The sequence below is a fragment of the Dyella japonica A8 genome (genome assembly GCF_000725385.1).
Taxonomy (GTDB): Bacteria; Pseudomonadota; Gammaproteobacteria; order Xanthomonadales; family Rhodanobacteraceae; genus Dyella; species Dyella japonica_C.
In genome coordinates, this window is sequence record NZ_CP008884.1 from 3,801,575 (window position 1) to 3,821,525 (window position 19,951).

Annotated in this window: 20 protein-coding genes; 12 read left to right on the forward strand and 8 right to left on the reverse strand. The window is 65.3% G+C overall.

Translation table 11 applies throughout. The annotated features are described in order from the left end of the window. The first annotated feature begins 66 nt into the window (after nucleotides 1–66). The 3 genes from HY57_RS15890 to HY57_RS20960 all read left to right on the forward strand — a co-directional run bounded on the left by HY57_RS15890 (nucleotide 67) and on the right by HY57_RS20960 (nucleotide 2,883). Nucleotides 67–510: a glycine zipper 2TM domain-containing protein gene (locus tag HY57_RS15890; RefSeq protein WP_019465410.1), complete on the forward strand. Its 444-nt coding sequence runs from the start codon at nucleotides 67–69 to the stop codon at nucleotides 508–510. Nucleotides 511–639: 129 nt separating this feature from the next. Beyond that, complete coding sequence (locus HY57_RS15895; protein ID WP_019465411.1) at nucleotides 640–1,965, forward strand: carbohydrate porin; 1,326 nt, start codon at nucleotides 640–642, stop codon at nucleotides 1,963–1,965. Nucleotides 1,966–2,064: 99 nt separating this feature from the next. Beyond that, a complete protein-coding gene (locus HY57_RS20960; protein WP_019465412.1) occupies nucleotides 2,065–2,883 on the forward strand; it encodes a class I SAM-dependent methyltransferase in 819 nt (272 codons plus the stop codon). Between the two features lie 10 nt (nucleotides 2,884–2,893). On the opposite strand, the gene HY57_RS15905 is transcribed toward HY57_RS20960, so the two are convergent. Further along, nucleotides 2,894–3,493: a class I SAM-dependent DNA methyltransferase gene (locus HY57_RS15905; protein ID WP_019465413.1), complete on the reverse strand. Its 600-nt coding sequence runs from the start codon at nucleotides 3,491–3,493 to the stop codon at nucleotides 2,894–2,896. A 105-nt stretch (nucleotides 3,494–3,598) separates the two neighbouring features. Between HY57_RS15905 and HY57_RS15910 the strand changes: the two genes are divergently transcribed. From HY57_RS15910 to HY57_RS15925, 4 genes are all read left to right on the forward strand, one after another. Next, on the forward strand, nucleotides 3,599–3,886 hold the full coding sequence (locus tag HY57_RS15910) for a hypothetical protein (protein ID WP_019465414.1): 288 nt from the start codon (nucleotides 3,599–3,601) through the stop codon (nucleotides 3,884–3,886). 133 nt (nucleotides 3,887–4,019) lie between these two features. Then, nucleotides 4,020–5,348 (forward strand): esterase/lipase family protein, encoded by a 1,329-nt coding sequence (locus HY57_RS15915; protein ID WP_019465415.1) that lies wholly within the window; start codon nucleotides 4,020–4,022, stop codon nucleotides 5,346–5,348. A gap of 176 nt (nucleotides 5,349–5,524) precedes the next feature. Next, nucleotides 5,525–7,075 (forward strand): DUF1800 family protein, encoded by a 1,551-nt coding sequence (locus tag HY57_RS15920; RefSeq protein ID WP_019465416.1) that lies wholly within the window; start codon nucleotides 5,525–5,527, stop codon nucleotides 7,073–7,075. Nucleotides 7,076–7,084: 9 nt separating this feature from the next. Then, a complete protein-coding gene (locus HY57_RS15925; protein ID WP_019465417.1) occupies nucleotides 7,085–8,287 on the forward strand; it encodes a DUF1501 domain-containing protein in 1,203 nt (400 codons plus the stop codon). A gap of 82 nt (nucleotides 8,288–8,369) precedes the next feature. Here HY57_RS15925 and HY57_RS15930 read toward each other — a convergent pair whose 3' ends face one another. The 3 genes from HY57_RS15930 to HY57_RS15940 are packed head-to-tail and all read right to left on the reverse strand — an operon-like array spanning nucleotide 8,370 to nucleotide 10,098. Then, entirely contained in the window at nucleotides 8,370–8,816 is a 447-nt protein-coding gene (locus HY57_RS15930) for a DUF1579 family protein (RefSeq protein ID WP_235186578.1), read from the reverse strand. A 2-nt stretch (nucleotides 8,817–8,818) separates the two neighbouring features. Beyond that, entirely contained in the window at nucleotides 8,819–9,736 is a 918-nt protein-coding gene (locus tag HY57_RS15935; RefSeq protein ID WP_019465419.1) for a sensor domain-containing protein, read from the reverse strand. Then, a complete protein-coding gene (locus tag HY57_RS15940; protein ID WP_019465420.1) occupies nucleotides 9,736–10,098 on the reverse strand; it encodes a PadR family transcriptional regulator in 363 nt (120 codons plus the stop codon). The genes HY57_RS15935 and HY57_RS15940 overlap by 1 nt, the downstream gene beginning before the upstream one ends. Nucleotides 10,099–10,325: 227 nt before the next feature. Between HY57_RS15940 and HY57_RS15945 the strand changes: the two genes are divergently transcribed. Next, on the forward strand, nucleotides 10,326–11,489 hold the full coding sequence (locus HY57_RS15945) for an FUSC family protein (protein WP_158407935.1): 1,164 nt from the start codon (nucleotides 10,326–10,328) through the stop codon (nucleotides 11,487–11,489). Nucleotides 11,490–11,798: 309 nt separating this feature from the next. Here HY57_RS15945 and HY57_RS15950 read toward each other — a convergent pair whose 3' ends face one another. Then, the gene (locus HY57_RS15950) at nucleotides 11,799–12,740 is read right to left on the reverse strand and encodes a hypothetical protein (protein WP_144240842.1); all 942 of its coding nucleotides are present in this window, start codon (nucleotides 12,738–12,740) and stop codon (nucleotides 11,799–11,801) included. Between the two features lie 132 nt (nucleotides 12,741–12,872). On the opposite strand from HY57_RS15950, the gene HY57_RS15955 reads away from it, so the two are divergent. From HY57_RS15955 to HY57_RS15970, 4 genes are all read left to right on the forward strand, one after another. Next, nucleotides 12,873–13,442: an ECF-type sigma factor gene (locus HY57_RS15955; RefSeq protein ID WP_019465423.1), complete on the forward strand. Its 570-nt coding sequence runs from the start codon at nucleotides 12,873–12,875 to the stop codon at nucleotides 13,440–13,442. A gap of 42 nt (nucleotides 13,443–13,484) precedes the next feature. Continuing rightward, the gene (locus HY57_RS20965; protein ID WP_019465424.1) at nucleotides 13,485–16,295 is read left to right on the forward strand and encodes a protein kinase domain-containing protein; all 2,811 of its coding nucleotides are present in this window, start codon (nucleotides 13,485–13,487) and stop codon (nucleotides 16,293–16,295) included. Nucleotides 16,296–16,490: 195 nt separating this feature from the next. After that, the gene (locus HY57_RS15965; RefSeq protein WP_019465425.1) at nucleotides 16,491–16,862 is read left to right on the forward strand and encodes a hypothetical protein; all 372 of its coding nucleotides are present in this window, start codon (nucleotides 16,491–16,493) and stop codon (nucleotides 16,860–16,862) included. Between the two features lie 78 nt (nucleotides 16,863–16,940). After that, nucleotides 16,941–17,759, forward strand: coding sequence for an alpha/beta fold hydrolase (locus HY57_RS15970; protein ID WP_019465426.1), 819 nt, complete (start codon nucleotides 16,941–16,943; stop codon nucleotides 17,757–17,759). Between the two features lie 74 nt (nucleotides 17,760–17,833). Here the strand turns inward: HY57_RS15970 and HY57_RS15975 are convergent, their stop codons facing one another. From HY57_RS15975 to HY57_RS15985, 3 genes are all read right to left on the reverse strand, one after another. Next, the gene (locus HY57_RS15975) at nucleotides 17,834–18,070 is read right to left on the reverse strand and encodes a tautomerase family protein (RefSeq protein ID WP_019465427.1); all 237 of its coding nucleotides are present in this window, start codon (nucleotides 18,068–18,070) and stop codon (nucleotides 17,834–17,836) included. Nucleotides 18,071–18,124: 54 nt separating this feature from the next. Continuing rightward, nucleotides 18,125–18,835: an SDR family NAD(P)-dependent oxidoreductase gene (locus HY57_RS15980; RefSeq protein WP_019465428.1), complete on the reverse strand. Its 711-nt coding sequence runs from the start codon at nucleotides 18,833–18,835 to the stop codon at nucleotides 18,125–18,127. Nucleotides 18,836–18,936: 101 nt separating this feature from the next. Next, nucleotides 18,937–19,908 carry a LysR family transcriptional regulator gene (locus HY57_RS15985; protein ID WP_019465429.1) on the reverse strand — a complete coding sequence of 324 codons (972 nt, stop codon included), beginning with the start codon at nucleotides 19,906–19,908 and terminating at the stop codon, nucleotides 18,937–18,939. Nucleotides 19,909–19,951 lie beyond the last annotated feature (43 nt).

Here is a 19,951-nt window from a genome sequence, read left to right on the forward strand (position 1 = left end):
GATGACCCGCTACGCCTCCCGGCCACTGCCGGCAGCGAAAGCTTCTACCCATCATCAGGAGTCGTCATGAAAGCACGCAGCCTTGCCACCCTTGCCGCCACGGCCCTGCTGGGCGCATGCGCCACCGCACCGGGCGCCTCGCCATCGGGCGCCACAGAGATCCGTGCCGGCGTGGTCGAACAGGTCAGCAACGTGCAGATCGAAACCAACCACCACACCGGTGTGGGTGCCGTGGTGGGCGGTGCCGTCGGCTTGGGCGTGGGCAGCCTGATCGGCGCAGGCACCGGCCGCGACGTGGCCATGGTGCTGGGCACCGTGGGCGGCGCCGTCGCCGGCAACGAAGTGCAGAAACACTACGACAAGCCCGTGGCCGGCCAGCAGATCATCGTGCGCTTGAAGAACGGCGTGCTGGTGTCCGTCACCCAGCCGGCCTCCACCACGTTCCGCACGGGTGAAAAGGTATACGTCGAGGGCAACGGCGAGAATGCCCGCGTCGTGGCGCAGCCATAACCACCCTCGGCGCACGCCGTTCACCCGCATCGACAAAAGGTCGCCGCAAGGCGGCCTTTTTACATTGGGCGGACCGTAGTGTGGCGCCGGTGAGGCGTCGCATCGCCCCCTGCCCCCATGTGCTGACCGATGCGATTCCGACTCGCCACCATCCCCGCATGCCTGTTGTCCGTGTGCGGCGTGCTGCACGCCGACGAACCCGGCCTCTTCGTGCCCCAGTGGCTGGGCGCGCAATACACCTTCGTCGACCAGCACCAGGATTCGCTGCACTCACCCTATGCCGGCCCGCTTAGCCTCCGTGCGAACGGGGACACTGAACGCTCGCACACGTTCGGCGCGTATGTCGGCGCGGCCCTGCCAGCCCACCTGCAGCTCTATCTCGACGTGGAAATGTTCAAGGGTGAAGGAGTCTCCGGCGCCACCGGCCTGGGCGGCCTCACCAATGGCGACGTCATCCGTGCCGGTGCCAACAACCTGCCCAAGACAGCCTACGTGGCACGTGCCTTCCTGCGTTGGACGCATGCCCTTGGCGACGACACGACCCACGTTGGACGGGCGCAGGACCAGTTGCCCGCCGATGAGGCCGTAGAGCGCATCGAGGTGAAGCTGGGAAAGATGTCGGTGACCGACGATTTCGACAAGAACCGTTACGCCGGCAGCACCCGCACCCAGTTCATGAACTGGTCGCTGTTCAACAACACCGCATGGGACTTCGCCGCCGACACGCGCGGCTACACCGATGGCGTCGTGTTGGCGCTGGTACGCAAGACCTGGAGCTTGCGGTATGGCATCTACCTCATGCCCTACGAAGCCAATGGACAACGACTGGTCAACGCGCTGGCGCAATCCCAGAACCAGCAAGTCGAGCTGACCGTGCAGCCGCAGCAGGATGGCTGGGCCTTGCGCTTCCTCGCCTATCGCAATACCGCCCGCATGGGCATCTATCGCGATGCGCTGGCCATCGCGCGGGAATCCGGGCAGGCACCGGACATCCACGCCGACGATGCGCCCGGTCGCCACAAATACGGTGTTGGCATCAACGGCGAATGGCCGCTGGCCGATAACGGCGACACCGGCGTCTTCATGCGCGCCGGCTGGAACGATGGCCGCACCGAGTCGTTCGTATTCACCGAAGTGGATCGCACGCTGAGCACTGGCGTGCAGCTCTCCGGCAGCCACTGGGCCCGTCCCACCGACCACTTCTCGGTGGCCATCGTGGTGAACGGCCTTTCACACGACCACCGCGACTATCTTGCTGCTGGTGGCGATGGCTTCGTGCTGGGCGATGGCGCGCTGAACTATGGTCGCGAGCAGATCCTCGAGGCGTACTACAGCTTCACGCCCATCGAACACGTCACGCTCAGCCCGGATATCCAGCTGATCCACAACCCCGGCTACAACCGTGATCGCGGCCCCGCACGCTTTGTGGGACTGCGCGCACACCTCGAACTATAGAAAGGGCCGACGAAGGCCCGCGAATACTTTCGGCACATGCGCCTATGCCATGCCATGGCACCATGACGCCAAGGACACAGCACAGCACCCGAGGAAAGGATGACCTCTGCCGCACGCGCGCGCCGCATCGACGGGTATGACGCATTCCTGGCGTTGTTCGAGCCCCACGGTGGCACCCCCACCGACTACCTGGACGATCACTACCCGCGATTCAGGGCGACGCTCGAGGAGTTCAAGGCAACCTGGACCAAGCCCGGCAAGCGCGTGCTCGACGTGGGAGCGCACTGGCTGCATCAGTCCGTCATGTGGCGACAGAGCGGCTTTGAGGTCATCGCCATGGATCTACCCGGCACCCTGCAGCACCCGAGCGTGCGCAGCCTCGCCGGGCAGATGGATATCGAATTGCTGCCCTGCCCGGACATGGAGCACGCCCACGAACTGTCCGCGTTGCCGGACGACTCGGTGGATGTCGTGCTCTTCACGGAAATCCTCGAACACATCACGTTCAATCCGGTCGGATTCTGGCGCCAGGTCCATCGGGTGCTCAAACCGGGTGGCCGCATCCTGGTCACCACCCCCAACTACTACTCATGGAAGGGGCGTGCCTGGCAGCCGCTTCGCTTCGCCCGCGGCCTTGGCGGCGGTATTTCCGTGGACGAGGTTCTGGGCAAGCACACCTATGCCCATCACTGGCGGGAATACAGCGCCCGCGAAGTGGCGCGCTATTTCCAGCTGCTTTCGCCGGATTTCAGCACCGCCAAGCTGCGCCTGATGCACACTTACCGCCTCTCGGATGTGCCATGGAAGCGTTCGGTGCAGCGACTGCTGGACCTGTGTCCGCTGCTGCGGCCCAACATCCACGCCGAGATCGAACTGACAGAGAAGCGCTCCGGCATCGTGGCGACGCCTTCCTGGTAAATGGTCGGCGCTATGGCAGCCTTTCCAGCGCTGCCACGCGGCGTTCCAGCCGCGGCCCGAGGTAGCAGTGCGAGCCGCAGGGCATCAGGCCCACCTCGTTGAATGCCTTCAGGTACCAGGACGGCGCACGCGCATGGAAGCCCTCCATGTCGCCGTCCACGCCATCCTTGCCGGTGAACACTTCGAGGAAGGCCACGCCTTCGAGCATGTCGCTGATGCCGGTGAGCCCGGCGCGGATCTCCGCCGGCTTCAGGTAATGCAGCACGTCGGTGCATACGATCACGTCGAAGCGGTGGTCAAACCGCAGGTATTCCAGCTGCCCGAAGCGGGCCAGGCCGATATTGCGGCTGCGCCCGAAGCGGGACACCGCGTATTCGCTCGCATCGAGCCCCTGATAGTGGATGCCCGGGCGCAACTTCAGCAGCGGCGCACGCCATACGCCTTCGCCGCAGCCCACGTCGAGCACGGAACGCACCGGGCGCCCGAGGTAATACTCCGCCTGCGCCAACACCATGGAAATCTTGCGGCGAAGTTCCGCCGGCGATGCCACGGAGTGGTCCGGGTGCCGGTACCACTTGTCGAAATAGGCGCGATCGTAAACCTTGGACACGGGCAATCTCCGGCGAATGCTGAATAGTAACCCAGCGGCGGCGATCACCTGCCCTGAACATGATTTGCCGCAGCATAGGATTGCTGGAACCTGGGAGCCGCCCCCATGCCCACGATCCACATCCGCATGACCGGCACACGCGACGATGCCGACACCCTGCTCACGATCCTTCACGGCATCGATGGCATCGAGCACGTCGAGGAAATCGACGACCCGTCGCTGGACATGCGGGATGATTCCAGCTCGTCCGAACTCATCGACGACAACAGCGCCGAACTGTTCTTCATCGAGGTGACCGCACGCGATGCGCTGCACGCGGAAGCCGTGCGCGCCGTCGCCGAAGTGGAGGCATCCGTGCTGGGTGCGCTGGTGGAATTCGCCGACGATTCCTGACACGAATCAACAAGAGATCAACGGCACCGGAAACTGACAGTCATCGTGGGATCCCCCTGATAATAATGCGCCTGGCCTCGGCCTATGGTTTTCGTGCGCGTGTGCGCGAAAACCTGTTCAACGAGGAGAGGCCATGACCAACAGTGACTTTCGCAATCGGTATCCCATCATCCTGGTTCACGGATTTACCGGTTGGGGCCGCGACGAGGTTCTGGGTTTCAAATACTGGGGCGGCAAAGTCGATATCGAGGCGCGCCTCAACGACCTTCATTTCCACACACGCACAGCAACAGTGGGCCCATTCTCCAGCAGTTGGGAGCGCGCGGTGGAGCTCTACTACTACCTCGTCGGCGGCCAGGTCGACTACGGGGCAGCCCATGCCAGGAAGTACGGCGTCAAACGGTTCGGGCACACCTTTGCCGGCATCTACCCGCAAATCAGCAACACCCACAAGATCCATCTGGTTGGCCACAGCATGGGGGGACAAACCATCTGCGACTTCGAGGCCTTCCTTCGCCATGGTTCGCAGGAAGAGCGCGACTACCACGCGGCCCATCCGGAAGAAGGGCACATCTCCGACCTGTTCCTGGGTGGCAAGCATTGGGTGCACAGCATCACCGGCCTGGCCCCGGGCTTGAATGGCACGACGTTCCTGGATACCCACGACGGCCTGCTCAATTTCATGAGCCTCAACAAGCAGATGACCGTCTCGTTGGCCTCCCTGGTCGGGGGCGACACCCATGACTTCGTCTATGACTACAAGCTGGACCAGTGGGGACTCAAGCGCGAAAAAGACGAGCCCTTCGTCCAGTACATGGAGCGCGTCTTCGAGAGCGAGATCTGGAAGTCCAAAAATACGGGATATTTCGATCTCACCTCACCAGGCGCCGCGATGATCGCCCGCGACAGGCTGCGCCTGTTCCCGGAGACCTATTACTTCACGTTCTCCGGCAATGCCACCTTCAAAGACACCAGGACCGGATGTGCACTGCCGATTCCGACGATCAATCCGGCCCTGTATCTGCCCGCCCTGATTATCGGCCGCAACCAGGGCAACCCCGAATACCCGGGTGACGAAGGCGAATGGCACGAGAGCGATGGTTGCATCTCCTGCGCCGGTACCCGTTATGTACTCGGCCAGAAACATCGGGACGCCGATCCGCACGACCTGTCGTTTCCGGCGGGCATCTGGAACGCATTCCCGACCATGAACGGCTGGGATCATGGCGACTTCATCGGCTTCAACATCGCCTACTGGCTGGGACGCAAGGACATCATGCCGTTCTACATCGACCTCGCCCGCATGCTGGCGTCGATCGAGCCGAGCGAAAACGAGGCCACCGCCCACGCCCTCGCCGGGGTGACCACCAGCGAACCCTCCGGCCACGTCACCCACTCGAAGGCAAGCGGGATCCACGCCAAGGGATCGGCCGCCTCGAAGCACCCCAAAGGAAAGCACTGAAGCCACCAGGATGGCGCGCCCCGACGCGCCATCCCTGCGCCAGGCTGTCGCGGCGCATGAATATCCGCCGAACCCTTTTGCGCTCCCGGACGCCGGACCGGTAAGCCGGACGTCACCTGCCACGTTGACACTCCCGAGCCACGCCGCCGTTCAACCGCTGCCAGGAGCCCGGACGCATGCAGGACAGCCCGAACCATCCCACCCTTGGTGCACGTTTGCGGTTAGCTGCCGTGAGCGCCCTGCTCATACTTGGCGCCGGCTCTGCGGCGGCCCGCGATGCCCGCCCCCTCTCCCAGGACGACGTCGACTGGCTGCGCCGGGACAGCTTCGAGCTGGATAGCGCCACCGTCGCCATGTACCGCGACCTTGGGCGCTCCCGCCTGTTCGACCGGCAGCTCGACGGTCGCATCAGCGACGACCTGCCCGCGCCGATCACCACGCTGATCAACTCCTACGAAGCGGCGAACACGCCCACCGAGCAGCTCCTGACCAACCTGCGCGACGAGCAGGACAAGATCAAGAACATGCCCGAAGGCGACGACAAGGCCGCTGCCAGAAAGGCCCAGCAGCAGCATGCCAACGACCTGCTCCAGCAGGCGCAGGAAATCGAAATGCTGCACGCCATCTACGGGCCGAACCAGCTCAAGGAGCAGATGGTGTGGTTCTGGCTCAACCACTTCAGCGTGTACGGCGCCAAGGGGCGCGTACGCTGGGTGGCCGCCGATTACGTGCAGAACACGATCCGTCCTCACGCGCTGGGCAAGTTCCGCGACCTGGTGATGGCCACGCTGGAAAGCCCGGCGATGATGGAGTTCCTGGACAACGCGCAGAACGCCAAGGGCCACGTCAACGAGAACTACGCCCGCGAGCTGATGGAGCTGCACACGCTGGGCGTCGGGTCCGGCTACACCCAGCAGGACGTGCAGCAGCTGGCGCTGATCCTCACCGGCGCAGGCGTTGCGCCGTTGCGCGATCCCGCCGCCATGCGTCCGCGCGTGGCCGAGATGGTGGTGCGTAACGGCATGTTCGAGTTCAACCCCAGGCGCCATGATTTCAGCGACAAGGTGCTGCTCGGCCACAAGATCAAGGGCAGCGGCTTCGACGAGATCACCGAGGCCGTGGACATCATCACCAAGCAGCCGGCCTGCGCGCAGTTCGTCTCCAAAAAGCTGGCCGAGTACTTCGTGTCCGACAATCCGCCGCCCGAACTGGTGGCGAAGATGGCCCGCACCTTCCAGCGCACCGACGGCGACATCGCCGAGGTGCTGCAGACCATGTTCGACTCCAAGGAGCTGGCCGCCAGCTATGGCAAGAAGTTCAAGGACCCGATGCAGTTCGTGGTGTCCTCGGTGCGCATGGCCTACGACGGCAAGCCCATCGCCAACGCCAAGCCCCTGCTCAACTGGCTCAACCAGCTGGGCGAACCGGTGTTCGGCCGCCTGACGCCGGACGGCTGGCCGCTGGACAGCACCGGCTGGTCCAGCTCCGGGCAGATGGCCAAGCGCTTCGAGATCGCCGGCGCCATCGGCACCGGCAACAACCGCCTGCTGACCCCGGAAGGCCAGCCCAAGATGGGTGGCGACTTCCCGATGCTGACCACGCGGCTGTACTACGACACCTTCGACGCCAAGCTCAGCGCGCCCACGCGCGATGCGCTCGCCAAGGCCACCACGCAGCAGGAATGGAATACGTTCCTGCTCTCTTCGCCCGACTTCAATTACCGCTGAGGACCAGCCATGAAACGCCGCGAATTCCTGCTCGCCGCCGCCACCGCTGCCGTGGCCGCTCCCGCGCTGTCGTTCTCAGGCAAGCTGTTCGCCGCACCGGCCAACACCCCCCGCTTCCTGCTGGTGTTCCTGCGCGGCGGCTACGACTGCAACAACCTGCTGGTGCCCTACGGCAGCGACTTTTACTACGAGTCGCGCCCCACGCTGGCCATCGCCAAACCCGATCCGTACAACGCCAACAGCGCCATCGGGCTCGACAACAACTGGGGTCTCAACCCGGTACTGCGCGATTCCATCTACCCGCTGTGGCAGAAGCGCCAGGTGGCGTTCATTCCATTTGCCGGCACCGACGACATGTCGCGCAGCCATTTCGAGACGCAGGACAACATCGAGTCCGGCGAATCGACCGACCAGCGCAGCAACTACCGTTCCGGTTTCATGGCGCGCCTGTCGGGCCAGATGAGCGCGGTGCCATCCATCGCCTTCACCGATGCGCTGCCGCTTTCCTTCCAGGGCAGCGGCCACGACATTCCCAACATCTCGTTGCGCGGCAATCCCAAGCCGGTATACGACGAACGTCAGGCCAGCATCCTCGCCGGCATGTACCGCGATACTTCGCTCGCCTCGGCCGCGGCCGACGGCCTGGAACTGCGCCAGACGGTGTCGAAGGAGCTGCAGGAAGAAATGATGAAGGCGAATCGCGGCGCGCCGAATGCCAAGAACTTCGCCGACGAAACGCAGCGCATCGCCACCATGATGCGCGACCAGTATCGCCTCGGCTTCGTCGATGTCGGCGGCTGGGATACGCACGTCAACCAGGGCAGCACCACCGGTCAGCTCGCCAACAACCTGAGCAACCTCGGCAAGGGCCTGGCCGCCTACGCGGATGCCCTGGGCGACGAGTGGAACAACACCGTGGTGGTCGTGGTGTCCGAGTTCGGCCGCACCTTCCGCGAGAACGGCAACAAGGGCACCGACCACGGTCACGGCACGGTGTACTGGGTACTGGGTGGCAAAGTGAACGGCGGACGCATCGCCGGCCAGCAGGTGGCGGTCAATGCACAGAGCCTGCTGCAGAACCGCGACTACCCGGTGCTCAACAACTACCGCGACGTGCTGGGTGGCTTGCTGGGCCGCATGTGGGGGCTGTCGGGCAGCCAGCTGCAGTCGGTGTTCCCGGGTGCACACCCGAGGGATCTGCAGCTCGTGTAAGCAGGAGCGTCGCGCACAGGGTGCGCTCCCACAACGAAAGCATCCTGTGGGAGCGCACCCTGTGCGCGATGCTCTCCGCCACTTAAGCGAGGCGCCGATAGGTGCCCGTCATCACCGGCTCCCAGCTCACCCCGCCGTCAAACGAACTCTCCAGCTTCAACGTATACGCGCCATCGCCTTCGAACACATAGGCGTGACGCGTCTGGCCTCGCGGCGAGCTGCGCACGAACGTCAGTCGCTCGCCGTTCCACAGGCCCGGCGCTGGCGTACCGGGCACGAAGCCATAGCTGTCGAACCAGTACAGGCTGTACTGGTCATGCTCGGGTTCGCCCACGAACACCGCATGCGCCTGCAACGAGGTCTTGCCGTCACGCTCTTCCCGGTAATCCTGCACCAGGATGCGCCCGTTGAGCTGCAAGGATGCCGTCACACGGCTGGTGGCCGGGCCACCCTGTCCCCAGCGCGTCGTCGCGATGGTTTCCTCGCCCTGCCATTCGCCCGCCAAGCGGGCCAGCATGTTCGAGGACACGGTCAATTCCCTTCGCCCACGATGCGCACCAGCAGGCCCTTGGCGATGCTGCCGTGCAGCCTGCCCAGACCGCGCACCATATGCAGCGTGGCAAACAGCAGGAGCACGCCGCCGATGCAGGTCAGTATGGCCAGCGGCCAGTAGTTGTCATCGCACAGCCACTGCGGAATGCCGCATTGCAGGTTGATCACCTCCGCCACGCTCAGCGCCTTCAGGACCGGCGTGGCAATGAAGCCCAGCGAGATGCTCAGCAAGGTGATGGTCACGGTGAAATAGAGGATGCCCAGCGGCAGCATCAGCATCATGTAGAACAACGTGGTCCAGGTGCGCGCATCCGTGAAGATCGCGCCCACGCGCTGACCGAACGACTTGCCCGCATTCGATGGATACGGTGGGCGCCGCGGCATGCGCACGCCCAGCATGCTCTCCACGATGCGACCTTCCAGCAGCGACAGCGCGCGCACCGTGCCCAGGAACAGGATGGTGAACGGTATGCCGATGATTAGCACCGACAAGCCCACGGACAACGACACGCCCGTCACTGCCCAGGTGAAGTAGAAAATGCCCGTCGCCAGCGACAGCAGCATGTAGAACAGGGCACCCCACGTATGCGAGTCCGCCGCCACGCTGAAGAACCGGCCCAGCGCGGAACGCTGCTTTGGCACCGGTGGTGGACGCAGCGCGCGCTGGATCTTGATCTCCTGGTCGCGATAGATGTCGGCGACTTCCTCAGGTGCGCCGTAGGTGCCCACCACATGCGCCAGCATGTCCGCCTCGCTGCGCTGCGGGTTGTCGGCCAGTTCGGCGCGAAGGTGTTCCTCCGCGTCGTACAGCGCATCCTGGATCAACGCCGGATCCGCACCCTTCAGTGCAGCGCGGAGCTGCTTGAGGTATTCGGCGATCGTGCGTGGTGCGTTCATTACACCCCTCCTTGCAAAACGGCATCGACGGAATCGCGCGTGTCGTTCCAGGCTTGCACCCAGTCACGCAACACCTCGCGCCCCAGCTTCGTGATGCGGTAATAACGTCGTGGCGGCCCGCTGATGGAAGGTTCCACCTCGCTGGCCAACAGCCCCGCCCCCTCGAGATTGCGCAGTACGGGATACAGCGCGCTCTGCTTGCCCGCGAGCACGCCCTCGCCCACTTCCTCCAGGCGCTTGGCGATCTGGTAGCCGTACATCGGCTGCCGCGACTGGCCCAGCACCGCCAGCAGCACCAGCGACACCGTGCCCGCCGACAGTTCCTTCTGGAATTTCTTCAGATGGCTGCTGCTGTCTTCCATGCCCCACCCGCACTGCGTCATACCTTGGAGTGCACCATAGTGTGAAGTTAACAGTAGTAGCGTGGGCCTGAAGTCATACCCCTGCCAGAAGGCATGGTGTGCGCGGAACGGCTCCAATGACAGTCGCGGCAAAGCCCGCCCATGCGCGCAGCTCGCCGCGCGGGCAGCCAATTGCAGGCGGGCGCCGCGCGACTAGAATTGCCCTTGCAACAACGATCCGGCCGACCATGCCTGAGCCAGAAAACATCGATCCAGGCACGGGCCCGCGCGGCGCCCGGCGAATGCTGGCCGACCTGAGGTCGCTCATGCGCGGGTTGTGGCGTGACCTGGCGACGCTGCTGAAGCCCGGGCCGCGCCTGGTCGATCAGGCGGAGGCCGTGGCCTCGGTGCTGCTGGCCATTGGGCTTGCCCAGCTCGTGGGCACAAGGAATGTCGGCTGGGCTGCCTTCAGCGGCTTCATGGTCATACGCTCGCACCTGCTGGCCAGCACACGGCGCGCGGTGCTGCGCGTGCTTGGCACCGTGGCGGGCGCCCTGGCCGGTTACCTGGTGGCGATACGCATCACCGGGCATCCGTTCTGGGCCTGTCTCTCGCTGGGCATCGTGGTCACGGCCACCATGTACATGGTGCTGGTCGGCCGCCGCACGTATGCGTGGCTGTTCACCGGGCTCACCTTCCTGATGGTGGTGGTCGAAAGCGTCGTGCCGCAGGCGGCCTCGCCCGCATCGTTTGCGCAGGCACGCGTGGTGGAGATCCTGATCGGCACGAGCGCGAGTCTTCTTGTGAGCTATCTCTCCTCCCGATCGCTGCGACGCTGGGTGCCCGGCCAACCGCCTGGCCCAACCGTCTCCCACTTCGGCTGGCATCCCGCTGCCGCCGTGCATGCCCTTCAGGCGGGCGTCGCCGCGTCGCTCATTCCCTGCTTCGCGCGCTGGGTCGCCACGCCCACCTTGATCCAGGCCGGGATCACCGTGATGGCGGTCATGGCTGTCCCACTGGCCAGTCTCGACACGGACCGCAAGGCAGTCTCCACGCGCATGGTCTACCGCTTCATCGGCTGCAGCCTCGGCGCCCTGCTTGCCATCGCCATCCTGCTGGTCTCCCATCACAGCGTGGTGCTCATCACGCTGGGCGTATGCCTCGGGGTGTCGGTGGGTCGCCATATCGAGAACGGCCCGCACCGCTATGGCTACATCGGCGTCCAGTTCGCCCTGGCGTTCCTCGTCGTGCTGGTGCCGGACCGCTACGCCACCGCCGGCATGGCGCCGGGCGTAGAGCGCCTGCTCGGCATTCTTGCCGGTTTCGCGATGCTGCTGCTGGTACAACAGGCATTCAAGCTGCTGCGGCAGTTGCCCTCTCGCTTCACATGGCGCCTCTCCAGAAGAGGATGATCACCCTCCGCACATCGACACCCAGCGACGGTGCGCACGTCATGCCGATCTGACGCAGCGCGGTCGACGCCACACATCACTTCCTGTCGCGCGAAAACAGGCAGGCCATCGAGGACGAGGTCGCGACCTTCCAGCCCGCCGCACCGTTCTGGCTCGCCGTGGACGAGCCAGCGCACCGGCCGCTCTGAAGCAGAGGGTCAGGGATGTCCTTATCCGCTGATCCATCTGCGCTACGGCACCGCCGCCTGACCCGCTTCAGTGCGGCGGAAATGACGGGAGCCTATCGTCCTTGCAAAGCCCCTGCACGGCTCAGTGATGCTGTTCGGCCGCCCACGTCGGCGTGGCAATGAAGCCATGCGCCTGCCGTTTGGCATCGAGGTAATACCCCGAGACCACGCCGAAGTTGTTGATGGTGGTCACCGCCGTTCCCGTCGAACCCGGGAAGTCCAGCGTCACGAACTTGCCATCCGCTTCGACGAAAGAATGCATCGGCCCGGTGGTGCCCCAGTAGTAGCCGGCGATCTGGCCCACATCATTGATCGCGAACGCCACGGTGGCGTAAGCACCGGGCACGTCCAGCTGGGTGATGTTGCCGTTCGCATCGCGAAAGAAGCCGTGTGGCGCGGGCGCCTTCGGATTGGTGTCCCAATAGCCCACCGACTGGTTGAGGTCGTTGAGGCCCAGCGGATAGGTTTCCGCGGCCCCTGCCACGTCGAACTTCGTATCCCAGTTCTTGCCGCGACGCAGGATGCCGTGGAAGGCGCCGTCGGCATCCCAGTACACCCCGAGGATGGTGCCGAACTCGTTGTAGCCATCCACGTTCGAGTTGAGATGGCCGGGGAAATCCACCGTTTCAAAATGATGACCGTGCAGCACGAAGCCATGCTGCGTCCCCGTGGCATCGGCATAGGCGCCGTAGGTGGCGCCCAGGTCGTTGGGCCCACCCGCCGCGCTGAAATACGTGCCCAGCATGGCCGGATCGAGCAGTTCGAACTGGCCGTGCCGATACACCATGGCATGGGGTGTGGTGTGGTTGAGGTCGAACTGCCCGGCCATCTCGCCGAAATCGTTGATGCCCCAGAAGATCGTCTGCGTCGAGCCGGGATAGTCGAGCGTCTGGTAACTGTAGCTGGCCGCTTGAGACGTGCTGCTTCCATCGGCCATGGCCACGCCTGCAAGGCTGGCGAAGGCAAGTGCGACAAGACCCGCGGCCCTTGTGAGCCGACCATTCGTAGCGCGATGATTCGACATGACTTCTATCCTCTCGTGGATGTGACGGGCGATGGCAATCCCTGGGTCTGTGGCTGTTCCTGACTGCGCCATCTCCTCCTACAGCGCAAAAGGGATGTCGGTACCGACACGATCGGGCGGACGTCCGCGCCCATGAGCGCAGAACCGCAGATCACCGAGGTGCTTTCGCGGGCCGCCGGCGGCGATGCCGCGGCGTTCGACGCCTTGATTCCACGCATCTACAGCACCCTGCACCGGCTCGCACGCCGCCAGCGCGCGCAGGAAGCCGCGCATACGCTGGAAACCACCGCGCTGGTGCACGAGGCCTATCTGAAGCTGGTGGCCAGCGACGCGCTCGCCTTCACCGACCGCGCCCACCTGTATGCCTACATGAGTCAGGTGATGCGCCACCTGTTGATCGACCATGCGCGCAGGAAGAAGGCGCAGAAGCGCCAGGCACCCGAACTGACGGCAGCGCATGACGCATCGGACATCATCGACGTGCTGGCCATCGACGAAGCGCTGAGCCAGCTCGCGGCCACTGACGAACGCCTTGCCCGCGTGGCCGAGCTGCGCCTGTTCGCCGACTTGTCCAGCCCGGAGATCGCCCAGGCGCTGGGCGTCACCGCCCGCACGGTGGAGCGCGACTGGCTTAAGGCACGCACCTTTCTTTCCGCCTGCCTGATGCCCGATACCCAGGCCATGTCGGATCGGGCCGGCTGAATACGCTATAGGGGCATCACCGCCAGGGAGCACACACCGTCGATGATCTCCGCCTTCGCCCAACGCTGGCACGAAATCGAACCCCTGATCGACCAGTTGTTCGAGGTGCCTGTCGCCGAGCGGGAGGCATGGCTGCGCTTGCACTGCCATGACCTCACCCTGCGCGCGCTGGTGGCACAGGCGCTGGACAACGCCCCCGGCGTAGAGGCACTGGAACGTGGCATGGAGCAGTGGTTGCCGGGGTTCGCCGGTGACGCGGCCGACACCTTGCCGACCATCGCCGGCTATCGCGTGCTCCGCTTCGTTGGCGCAGGCGGCATGGCCAGCGTGTTCGAAGCCGAGCGCGACCTTCCCGGCGGCCCGCAGACGGTGGCTCTCAAGCTGTTGCGCATCGATGTGCACGATGCCGACGAGCGGCGGCGCTTCCTGCGCGAACAACGCATCCTGGCGCGCCTGCAGCATCCCCACATCGCGCAGCTGCTCGACGCGGGATTTTCCCCCACCGGAACGCCCTTCCTCGCGCTCGAATTCGTCGCGGGCGACGACCTGATGTCGCACTGCGCGCTGCGCGGCCTGTCCGTGCGCGAGCGGCTCGCCCTGTTCATGGATGTCTGCGCGGCGGTGGACCATGCGCACCGCAGCCTGATCGTGCACCGCGACCTGAAGCCCAACAACGTGCTGGTCGGCAAGGACGGTGGCGTCAAGCTGGTGGATTTCGGCATCGCCAAGCTGCTCACTGGCGACGGCGAACGCACACGCACCGAGGCACGCCGCCTGACGCGCTCGTATGCCGCCCCCGAACAGCTGGCGGGCGATGCGGCAACGACGGCCATCGATGTCTATGCGCTGGGCGTTCTGCTGGCCGAGTTGCTGGGCGAACAACCGCCGCATCGCGCGGACGGACAGGTCGACGCGAAGGCCTCCGTGTTTGACGACGAGTCCTTGCGCAAGAAGCTTGGCGTCGATCTACACGCGATCGTGCAGGAGGCCACCCATGCCGATCCTGCGCGCCGCTACGCCAGCGCGGCGGCCCTCAGCGCCGACATCCAGCGCTACCTCGAGGGCAAGCCCTTGCAGGCCCGGACGGACACGCTGGCGTATCGCGCGGTCACCTTTGCACGGCGGCACGCCATGGCCGTATCCATCGCTGTCGTCATCGCGGCTGTACTGGCCGCCACCACCGTGGCCGGCCTGCACGAGGCGCGGCTTGCGCGCCAGTCGGCCCGGGACGCACGAGCACAGGCCCTCGCCGCCGCCAGCGAGGCGCATCGCGCCGGCGCACTCAAGACCTTCCTCGAGGGCCTGTTCGACAGTTCCGCGCACGGCACCGAAGCCAACGAAACCGCCGAGGAACTGCTGGCCCGCGGACGGGAGCGTGCCGACCACGACTTCGCCACGCAACCTGCGCTGCGCGCCGAGATCCTTGCCCTGGTCGGTGATCTTGAGCGCCGCAGCGGCCACCCGGAACGCGCGTGGCAACCGCTGGAGGAAGCCGCCGCGCTGGCACGGGCGCAGTTCGGCGCCACCGACCGCCGCACCCTGCATATCGAATACCTGCTTGCCAAGGAAGCCGATGAACTGGGTCGCGTGCGTGAGGCCACCGCGCGGCTGCAGAGCGCCGTGGATGCGTTCGAAGCAGGCCCCAACCGCGGCGTTCCCGAGGAAGTGCAGGCGCTTGCATGGCTTGCCGGCCTCGACGAACGCCTCGGCGATTCGGCCAGGGCGATAGCCATGGGCGAACAGGATGTGGCGCTGGCCCGCCGCATTCTTCCGAAAGACAGCGAGGCGCTGACCGAAGCGGCCCTCAACCTCGGCTGGATCTATATGGATGCCGGCCGCCCGGAACGTGCCGTACCGCTGCTGCGCGAAGCGCTGGCGCGCAAACAGGTTCACCTTGGCGCCCGGCATGCCGACGTCGCCGACGCCATGGCCATCCTCACCTCGGCACTGACCCGCCTGGGCCGCTACGGAGAAGGCGAACAGCTGATGCGTGACGCCGTGGCCATCGACGCCAGCGCATACACCCACCCCAACGCTCATACGGCATGGCATCTCAACGACCTTGGCGGCGTGTTCTTCCTGGAGGGTCGCTACGATGAGGCCGCCGCGTTCTACACCAAATCCATCGCCATCGACCAGGCGCTGGCGCCTTCCTCCGGCCTCAACGAAGCGACGAGCATCGGCAACATCGGCAAGCTCCGCTTTCGGCAAGGCGCCTATGCCGAGGCGGAAGCCCGCTTGCGCGACTCGATCGAGCGCAGGCAACGCTTGCTGGGTGTGGACTATGCAGACAATGGCCGCGCCTACGACCACGCATGCCTGGCCGAGGTGCTCATCGCGCGCGGTGACTTCACCGGCGCACGGGCGGCCCTGGACGACGCACTGGCCGAAAGCCGGCAACGGCATCGCGACGCGCATCCGGATACCGCCTTCGCGCTCGCCGTCGACGCCGAACTGATGGCGACTGCTGGCGACGACGAGCGCGCCGCCACCCTCGCCGGCCAAGCCGTGGACATGTACGCCACGCTGGGCGACCGGCAGTCGGAGAAAGCCATCCGCGCCCGCCTCGTATACGGCGACATTCTGCAGGTGCTCGGGCGCCAGGCAGAGGCCGCATCCCAGCTCGACGCGGCGCTCGCCGCCGCCAACGCGGCAGAGCCGGCCCCGCCAGCGCTGGTGGCCCGCATCGCCGCCGACCTTGCGCATGTCGATGCATCACTCGGCGATCGCACAGCCACCGAGCGCCTTCGCGAACAGGCCCGTGCGTCGCTGGCCAACGCCGAGGCGGGGCCCAATACCGATCGCGACGCGGCCGTGCACCTGCTGGCAGGCACGAAGCTGGTCGCGCGCTGATTTCTCCATCGTTTGGCGGAAGTCCGACGCGGACTTCCGTCATCGAAACGCTGGTGGGCCACTGCATGCCGTTCCACGTGCGGCAGGCGACTTTAGGACTCGTCTTATGGGGCGACACCCAAGGCTCAGGCAACCTGTCTGCACCTGGCCGCGGAGCTTCCCAAGCGCACACGGCCCGCCTGACGGAGACCGACCATGCTTGCCCCGCGCTTCGTACCGCACAACGAATTCCATGTGTTTCGTGGCACCGAATGGCTGTTCAGCGTCGCCGAGTTGCGACTGCGCCACATGAGCCTGATGCAACCCCAGTCACTGGCTCACCAATACTGCCTGCGGGCACCGGGTTTCGATCAGGTGGCCTTCGACACCCGCGACATCAAGCGGATGGATCGTGAGGCAGCGTGGGATCCATTTCTCCGCGTCGGCAAGCTCACCCACCAGTTGAACAAGTCCTTCGATAACGTGAAGGACATCATCGACGCCATCGCTCCCTTCATGTGTCCGCTGGATGCCTCGGTGCGGTTTGAAACGACGCCGCGGACCGCCGACGTCACCATGCCGCTGTAGCGGGACCGAACACACGCACGCGCCACGCGATGGCTCGGCTGCCATAATCGGCCCTCCCTCGCCGAACGCGCCGACCCGATGAATGACTGTTCCATCCAAGAGCACTGGATTGAGTCCGGCAACGGCCGGCTTTACGCGCGGCTCTGGCAGCCGGCAGTCGGCAGGAACGGCGACGACGCGCCCGTGGTGCTGTTCCACGACTCGCTGGGCTCCGTGGCCTTGTGGCGGGACTTTCCGGCGCAACTGGCGGCAGCCACCGGACGCACCGTGATCGCCTATGACCGTCTGGGCTTCGGCCAGTCCGATCCGCATCCCGGCAAACTGCGCAACACCTTCATCCACGACGAAGCCAGCGGCGACTTCCGTGCGCTGCGCGATGCGCTGGGCATCCGTGCGTTCGTGGCCTTCGGGCACAGCGTGGGTGGCGGCATGGCCGTGGCTTGCGCGGCAACCTATCCCGATGATTGCATCGCCTTGATCACCGAGTCCGCGCAGGCTTTCGTGGAGGATCGCACCCTGCAGGGCATCACCGAGGCCCGCGAAGCGTTTCGCCAGCCCGGCCAGCTCGACCGGCTGACGAAGTATCACGGCGACAAGGCCGAATGGGTGTTGCACGCCTGGATCGACACGTGGCTGGCCGATGACTTCGCCGGCTGGAATCTCGACGATGACCTGACGCGGATAGCGTCCCCTGCGCTCGCCATCCATGGCGACCTGGATGAATACGGCTCGGTGCTGCATCCGCAGCGTATTGCCCGTCTCGCCGATGGCACCACCGCCATCCTCAAGCAGATCGGACATGTGCCGCACCGCGAGCAGCCGGACGTCGTGATCAACCTGGCCAGTCACTGGCTGAGCCAGCTTCCGCCATCGACCGTGGGCTGGTCCACCGACTGAGTCTGTGCCGCGCGGGCGGCGCAACTAGCCACAACTTGCACGAAGGCGCCCCTGCGGGCGCCTTGTCCATGGCCTCACCGGCTCCCGCCCGCCTGCTGCCTTCGCAGCGCGGAAACGGACTGCCCACCCCAGCCCCAGTTCTCCAGTTCCACCTCCTCGATCACCACGAAGGTGGCATCCAGCGGCTTCTTCAGCACGTCCAGCAAGACTTGGCTGACACCCTTGATGACGGCGGCTTTCTCTTCCGCGGTGGCTGCATGGCGACCGGGCCCTGTGCCCTCGCGGGTGATCTGTATGTTGACTATCGGCATGATGCTTTCCTCGGCGGTTTCGGGGCGGACACCGCGTCCACCCCGTTGTGGTTCTCAGTGGCCGGCACTCTGGCCGCCGTCGACGCGCAGGATTTCACCCGTTACGAAGCCGGCGTTGTCGAGATAGAGCACCGCATCCACCACATCGGCGATCTCGCCGATGCGGCCGACGGGATGCAGCCCGGCCAGCGCGCCCAGGCTTTCCGGTGCATGCATCGGTGTCCTGACCACGCCGGGCGCCACAGCATTCACACGCACGCCGCGCTTGGCGTATTCGATGGCCAGTGACCGGGTCGCGGCGTTGAGGCCACCCTTGGTTATCGCCGCCAGCACGGAGGGCACGCCATCGATGGCATGATCGACGAGGCTGGTGGTGATGCTGACCACATGACCGCTGCGCTGCTTTTCCATTTCGGCGATGGCGAGCTGGGTGATATGGAAAAAGCCGGTGAGGTTCACCGAAATGTTGTCGGCGTAGTCCTGCGCGGTGAATGCCGTGAACGGCTTGGCGCTGAAGATGCCTGCGTTGTTGACCAGGGTGTCGATGCGGCCGAAGCGCGACAGCGCTTCCTGCACGATGCGCTCCGCCACGCCGCGGTCGGCGATGTCTCCGGCCACCGTGATCACGTCGGGATCACTGGACGGCTGGATCGAGCGCGAATTGGCGACGACGCGGTAGTTGCGGTCACGGAAGCCCTTGACGAGCCCCGCGCCGATGCCTTGCGATGCACCTGTGATGATGGCGACTTTCTGCTGCTTGTTCATGGTCTGACTCTCGCTTAGATGAAGGATTTCAGCGTGCGCTGACCGGCGCTTGCCGCCGATGACTTCAATCTAGGAGCGTGCGGGGGAGAAGCGAATCCCCGCTATCCGGCAGACACTCTTCCGCGCGGCGGTTTAATCGGCGTCCCTCCGGTGTACCCGGCATCCTTCGCCAGGCTTGCAAAACGCGTACGCAGGCGCGGCAGCGCGAAGTCGACGAAGGCGCGCACCTTGGGCACGGACAGGCGGCCATACGGCGACACGATGTTCACCGGTACCGGCGCGGGCTCATCGCCCGCGAGCAACACCTTCAGCTTGCCCTGCCTGATCTCCGGCGCGACGTGGTATGAAAACAGGCGTACCACCCCGTGACCTTCCACCGCCGATTCGACGGCGGCCCGGATGTTGTTGACCGCCAGCCGCGGCGTAAACGACACCGAGCGCGACACGGACGAACCTTCCAGCGGTGGAAAGCTCCACGAATCCATGCCCATGTGCGCCATGGCAATGATCTGCTGCTTGCCCAGATCGGCCGGCTCCGCGATCTGCGGATGCGTGGCGAGATAGCGTGGCGACGCCACCACCACGCGCCGCACCTCGCCGACGCGATGGGCGACCAGCGTGGAGTCGGCCAGATGCGTGATGCGCAGCGCCAGGTCCATGCCTTCTTCCACCAGGTTCACCGGCCGCTCCAGCAGATGCAGCCGCACGTTCACCGTCGGGTACTCGTCCATGAAGGCATCGACGAGGGGACGCAGGATTTCCACGCCCGAAAATACGGTGGCGGAGATGGTGAGCGTGCCTCTCGGCACGGAGCGTTCGCCCGCCGCCTGCCGGTCCGCTTCATCCAGCTCAGCCAACACCTTGCGACATGCCGCGGCATAGCGTTCGCCGGCTTCGCTCAGCTTGATCGAGCGCGTGGTCCGGTGCAGCAGGGGCACGCCGACGTGTGCTTCCAGGAAGGCAATGGCCCGGCTCACCGCGGCGGCCGAGCGCCCGGTACGGCGACTGGCGCCCGCGAGGCTGCCCTCGTCAAGGGCAGCCACGAATACCTTCATGGCATCGATGCGATCCATAGGACATGCCTCGCGTGACGGCATGCAAGCCGCGGTCGCGAAA

Excerpts from the sequence above, each read along its gene's own strand:
- HY57_RS15890 (WP_019465410.1), top strand. The coding sequence starts at position 67 with ATGAAAGCACGCAGCCTTGCCACCCTTGCCGCCACGGCCCTGCTGGGC.
- HY57_RS15895 (WP_019465411.1), top strand. The coding sequence starts at position 640 with ATGCGATTCCGACTCGCCACCATCCCCGCATGCCTGTTGTCCGTGTGC.
- HY57_RS20960 (WP_019465412.1), top strand. The coding sequence starts at position 2,065 with ATGACCTCTGCCGCACGCGCGCGCCGCATCGACGGGTATGACGCATTC.
- HY57_RS15910 (WP_019465414.1), top strand. The coding sequence starts at position 3,599 with ATGCCCACGATCCACATCCGCATGACCGGCACACGCGACGATGCCGAC.
- HY57_RS15915 (WP_019465415.1), top strand. The coding sequence starts at position 4,020 with ATGACCAACAGTGACTTTCGCAATCGGTATCCCATCATCCTGGTTCAC.
- HY57_RS15920 (WP_019465416.1), top strand. The coding sequence starts at position 5,525 with ATGCAGGACAGCCCGAACCATCCCACCCTTGGTGCACGTTTGCGGTTA.
- HY57_RS15925 (WP_019465417.1), top strand. The coding sequence starts at position 7,085 with ATGAAACGCCGCGAATTCCTGCTCGCCGCCGCCACCGCTGCCGTGGCC.
- HY57_RS15935 (WP_019465419.1), bottom strand. The coding sequence starts at position 9,736 with ATGAACGCACCACGCACGATCGCCGAATACCTCAAGCAGCTCCGCGCT.
- HY57_RS15940 (WP_019465420.1), bottom strand. The coding sequence starts at position 10,098 with ATGGAAGACAGCAGCAGCCATCTGAAGAAATTCCAGAAGGAACTGTCG.
- HY57_RS15945 (WP_158407935.1), top strand. The coding sequence starts at position 10,326 with ATGCCTGAGCCAGAAAACATCGATCCAGGCACGGGCCCGCGCGGCGCC.
- HY57_RS15950 (WP_144240842.1), bottom strand. The coding sequence starts at position 12,740 with ATGTCGAATCATCGCGCTACGAATGGTCGGCTCACAAGGGCCGCGGGT.
- HY57_RS15955 (WP_019465423.1), top strand. The coding sequence starts at position 12,873 with ATGAGCGCAGAACCGCAGATCACCGAGGTGCTTTCGCGGGCCGCCGGC.
- HY57_RS20965 (WP_019465424.1), top strand. The coding sequence starts at position 13,485 with ATGATCTCCGCCTTCGCCCAACGCTGGCACGAAATCGAACCCCTGATC.
- HY57_RS15965 (WP_019465425.1), top strand. The coding sequence starts at position 16,491 with ATGCTTGCCCCGCGCTTCGTACCGCACAACGAATTCCATGTGTTTCGT.
- HY57_RS15970 (WP_019465426.1), top strand. The coding sequence starts at position 16,941 with ATGAATGACTGTTCCATCCAAGAGCACTGGATTGAGTCCGGCAACGGC.
- HY57_RS15975 (WP_019465427.1), bottom strand. The coding sequence starts at position 18,070 with ATGCCGATAGTCAACATACAGATCACCCGCGAGGGCACAGGGCCCGGT.
- HY57_RS15980 (WP_019465428.1), bottom strand. The coding sequence starts at position 18,835 with ATGAACAAGCAGCAGAAAGTCGCCATCATCACAGGTGCATCGCAAGGC.
- HY57_RS15985 (WP_019465429.1), bottom strand. The coding sequence starts at position 19,908 with ATGGATCGCATCGATGCCATGAAGGTATTCGTGGCTGCCCTTGACGAG.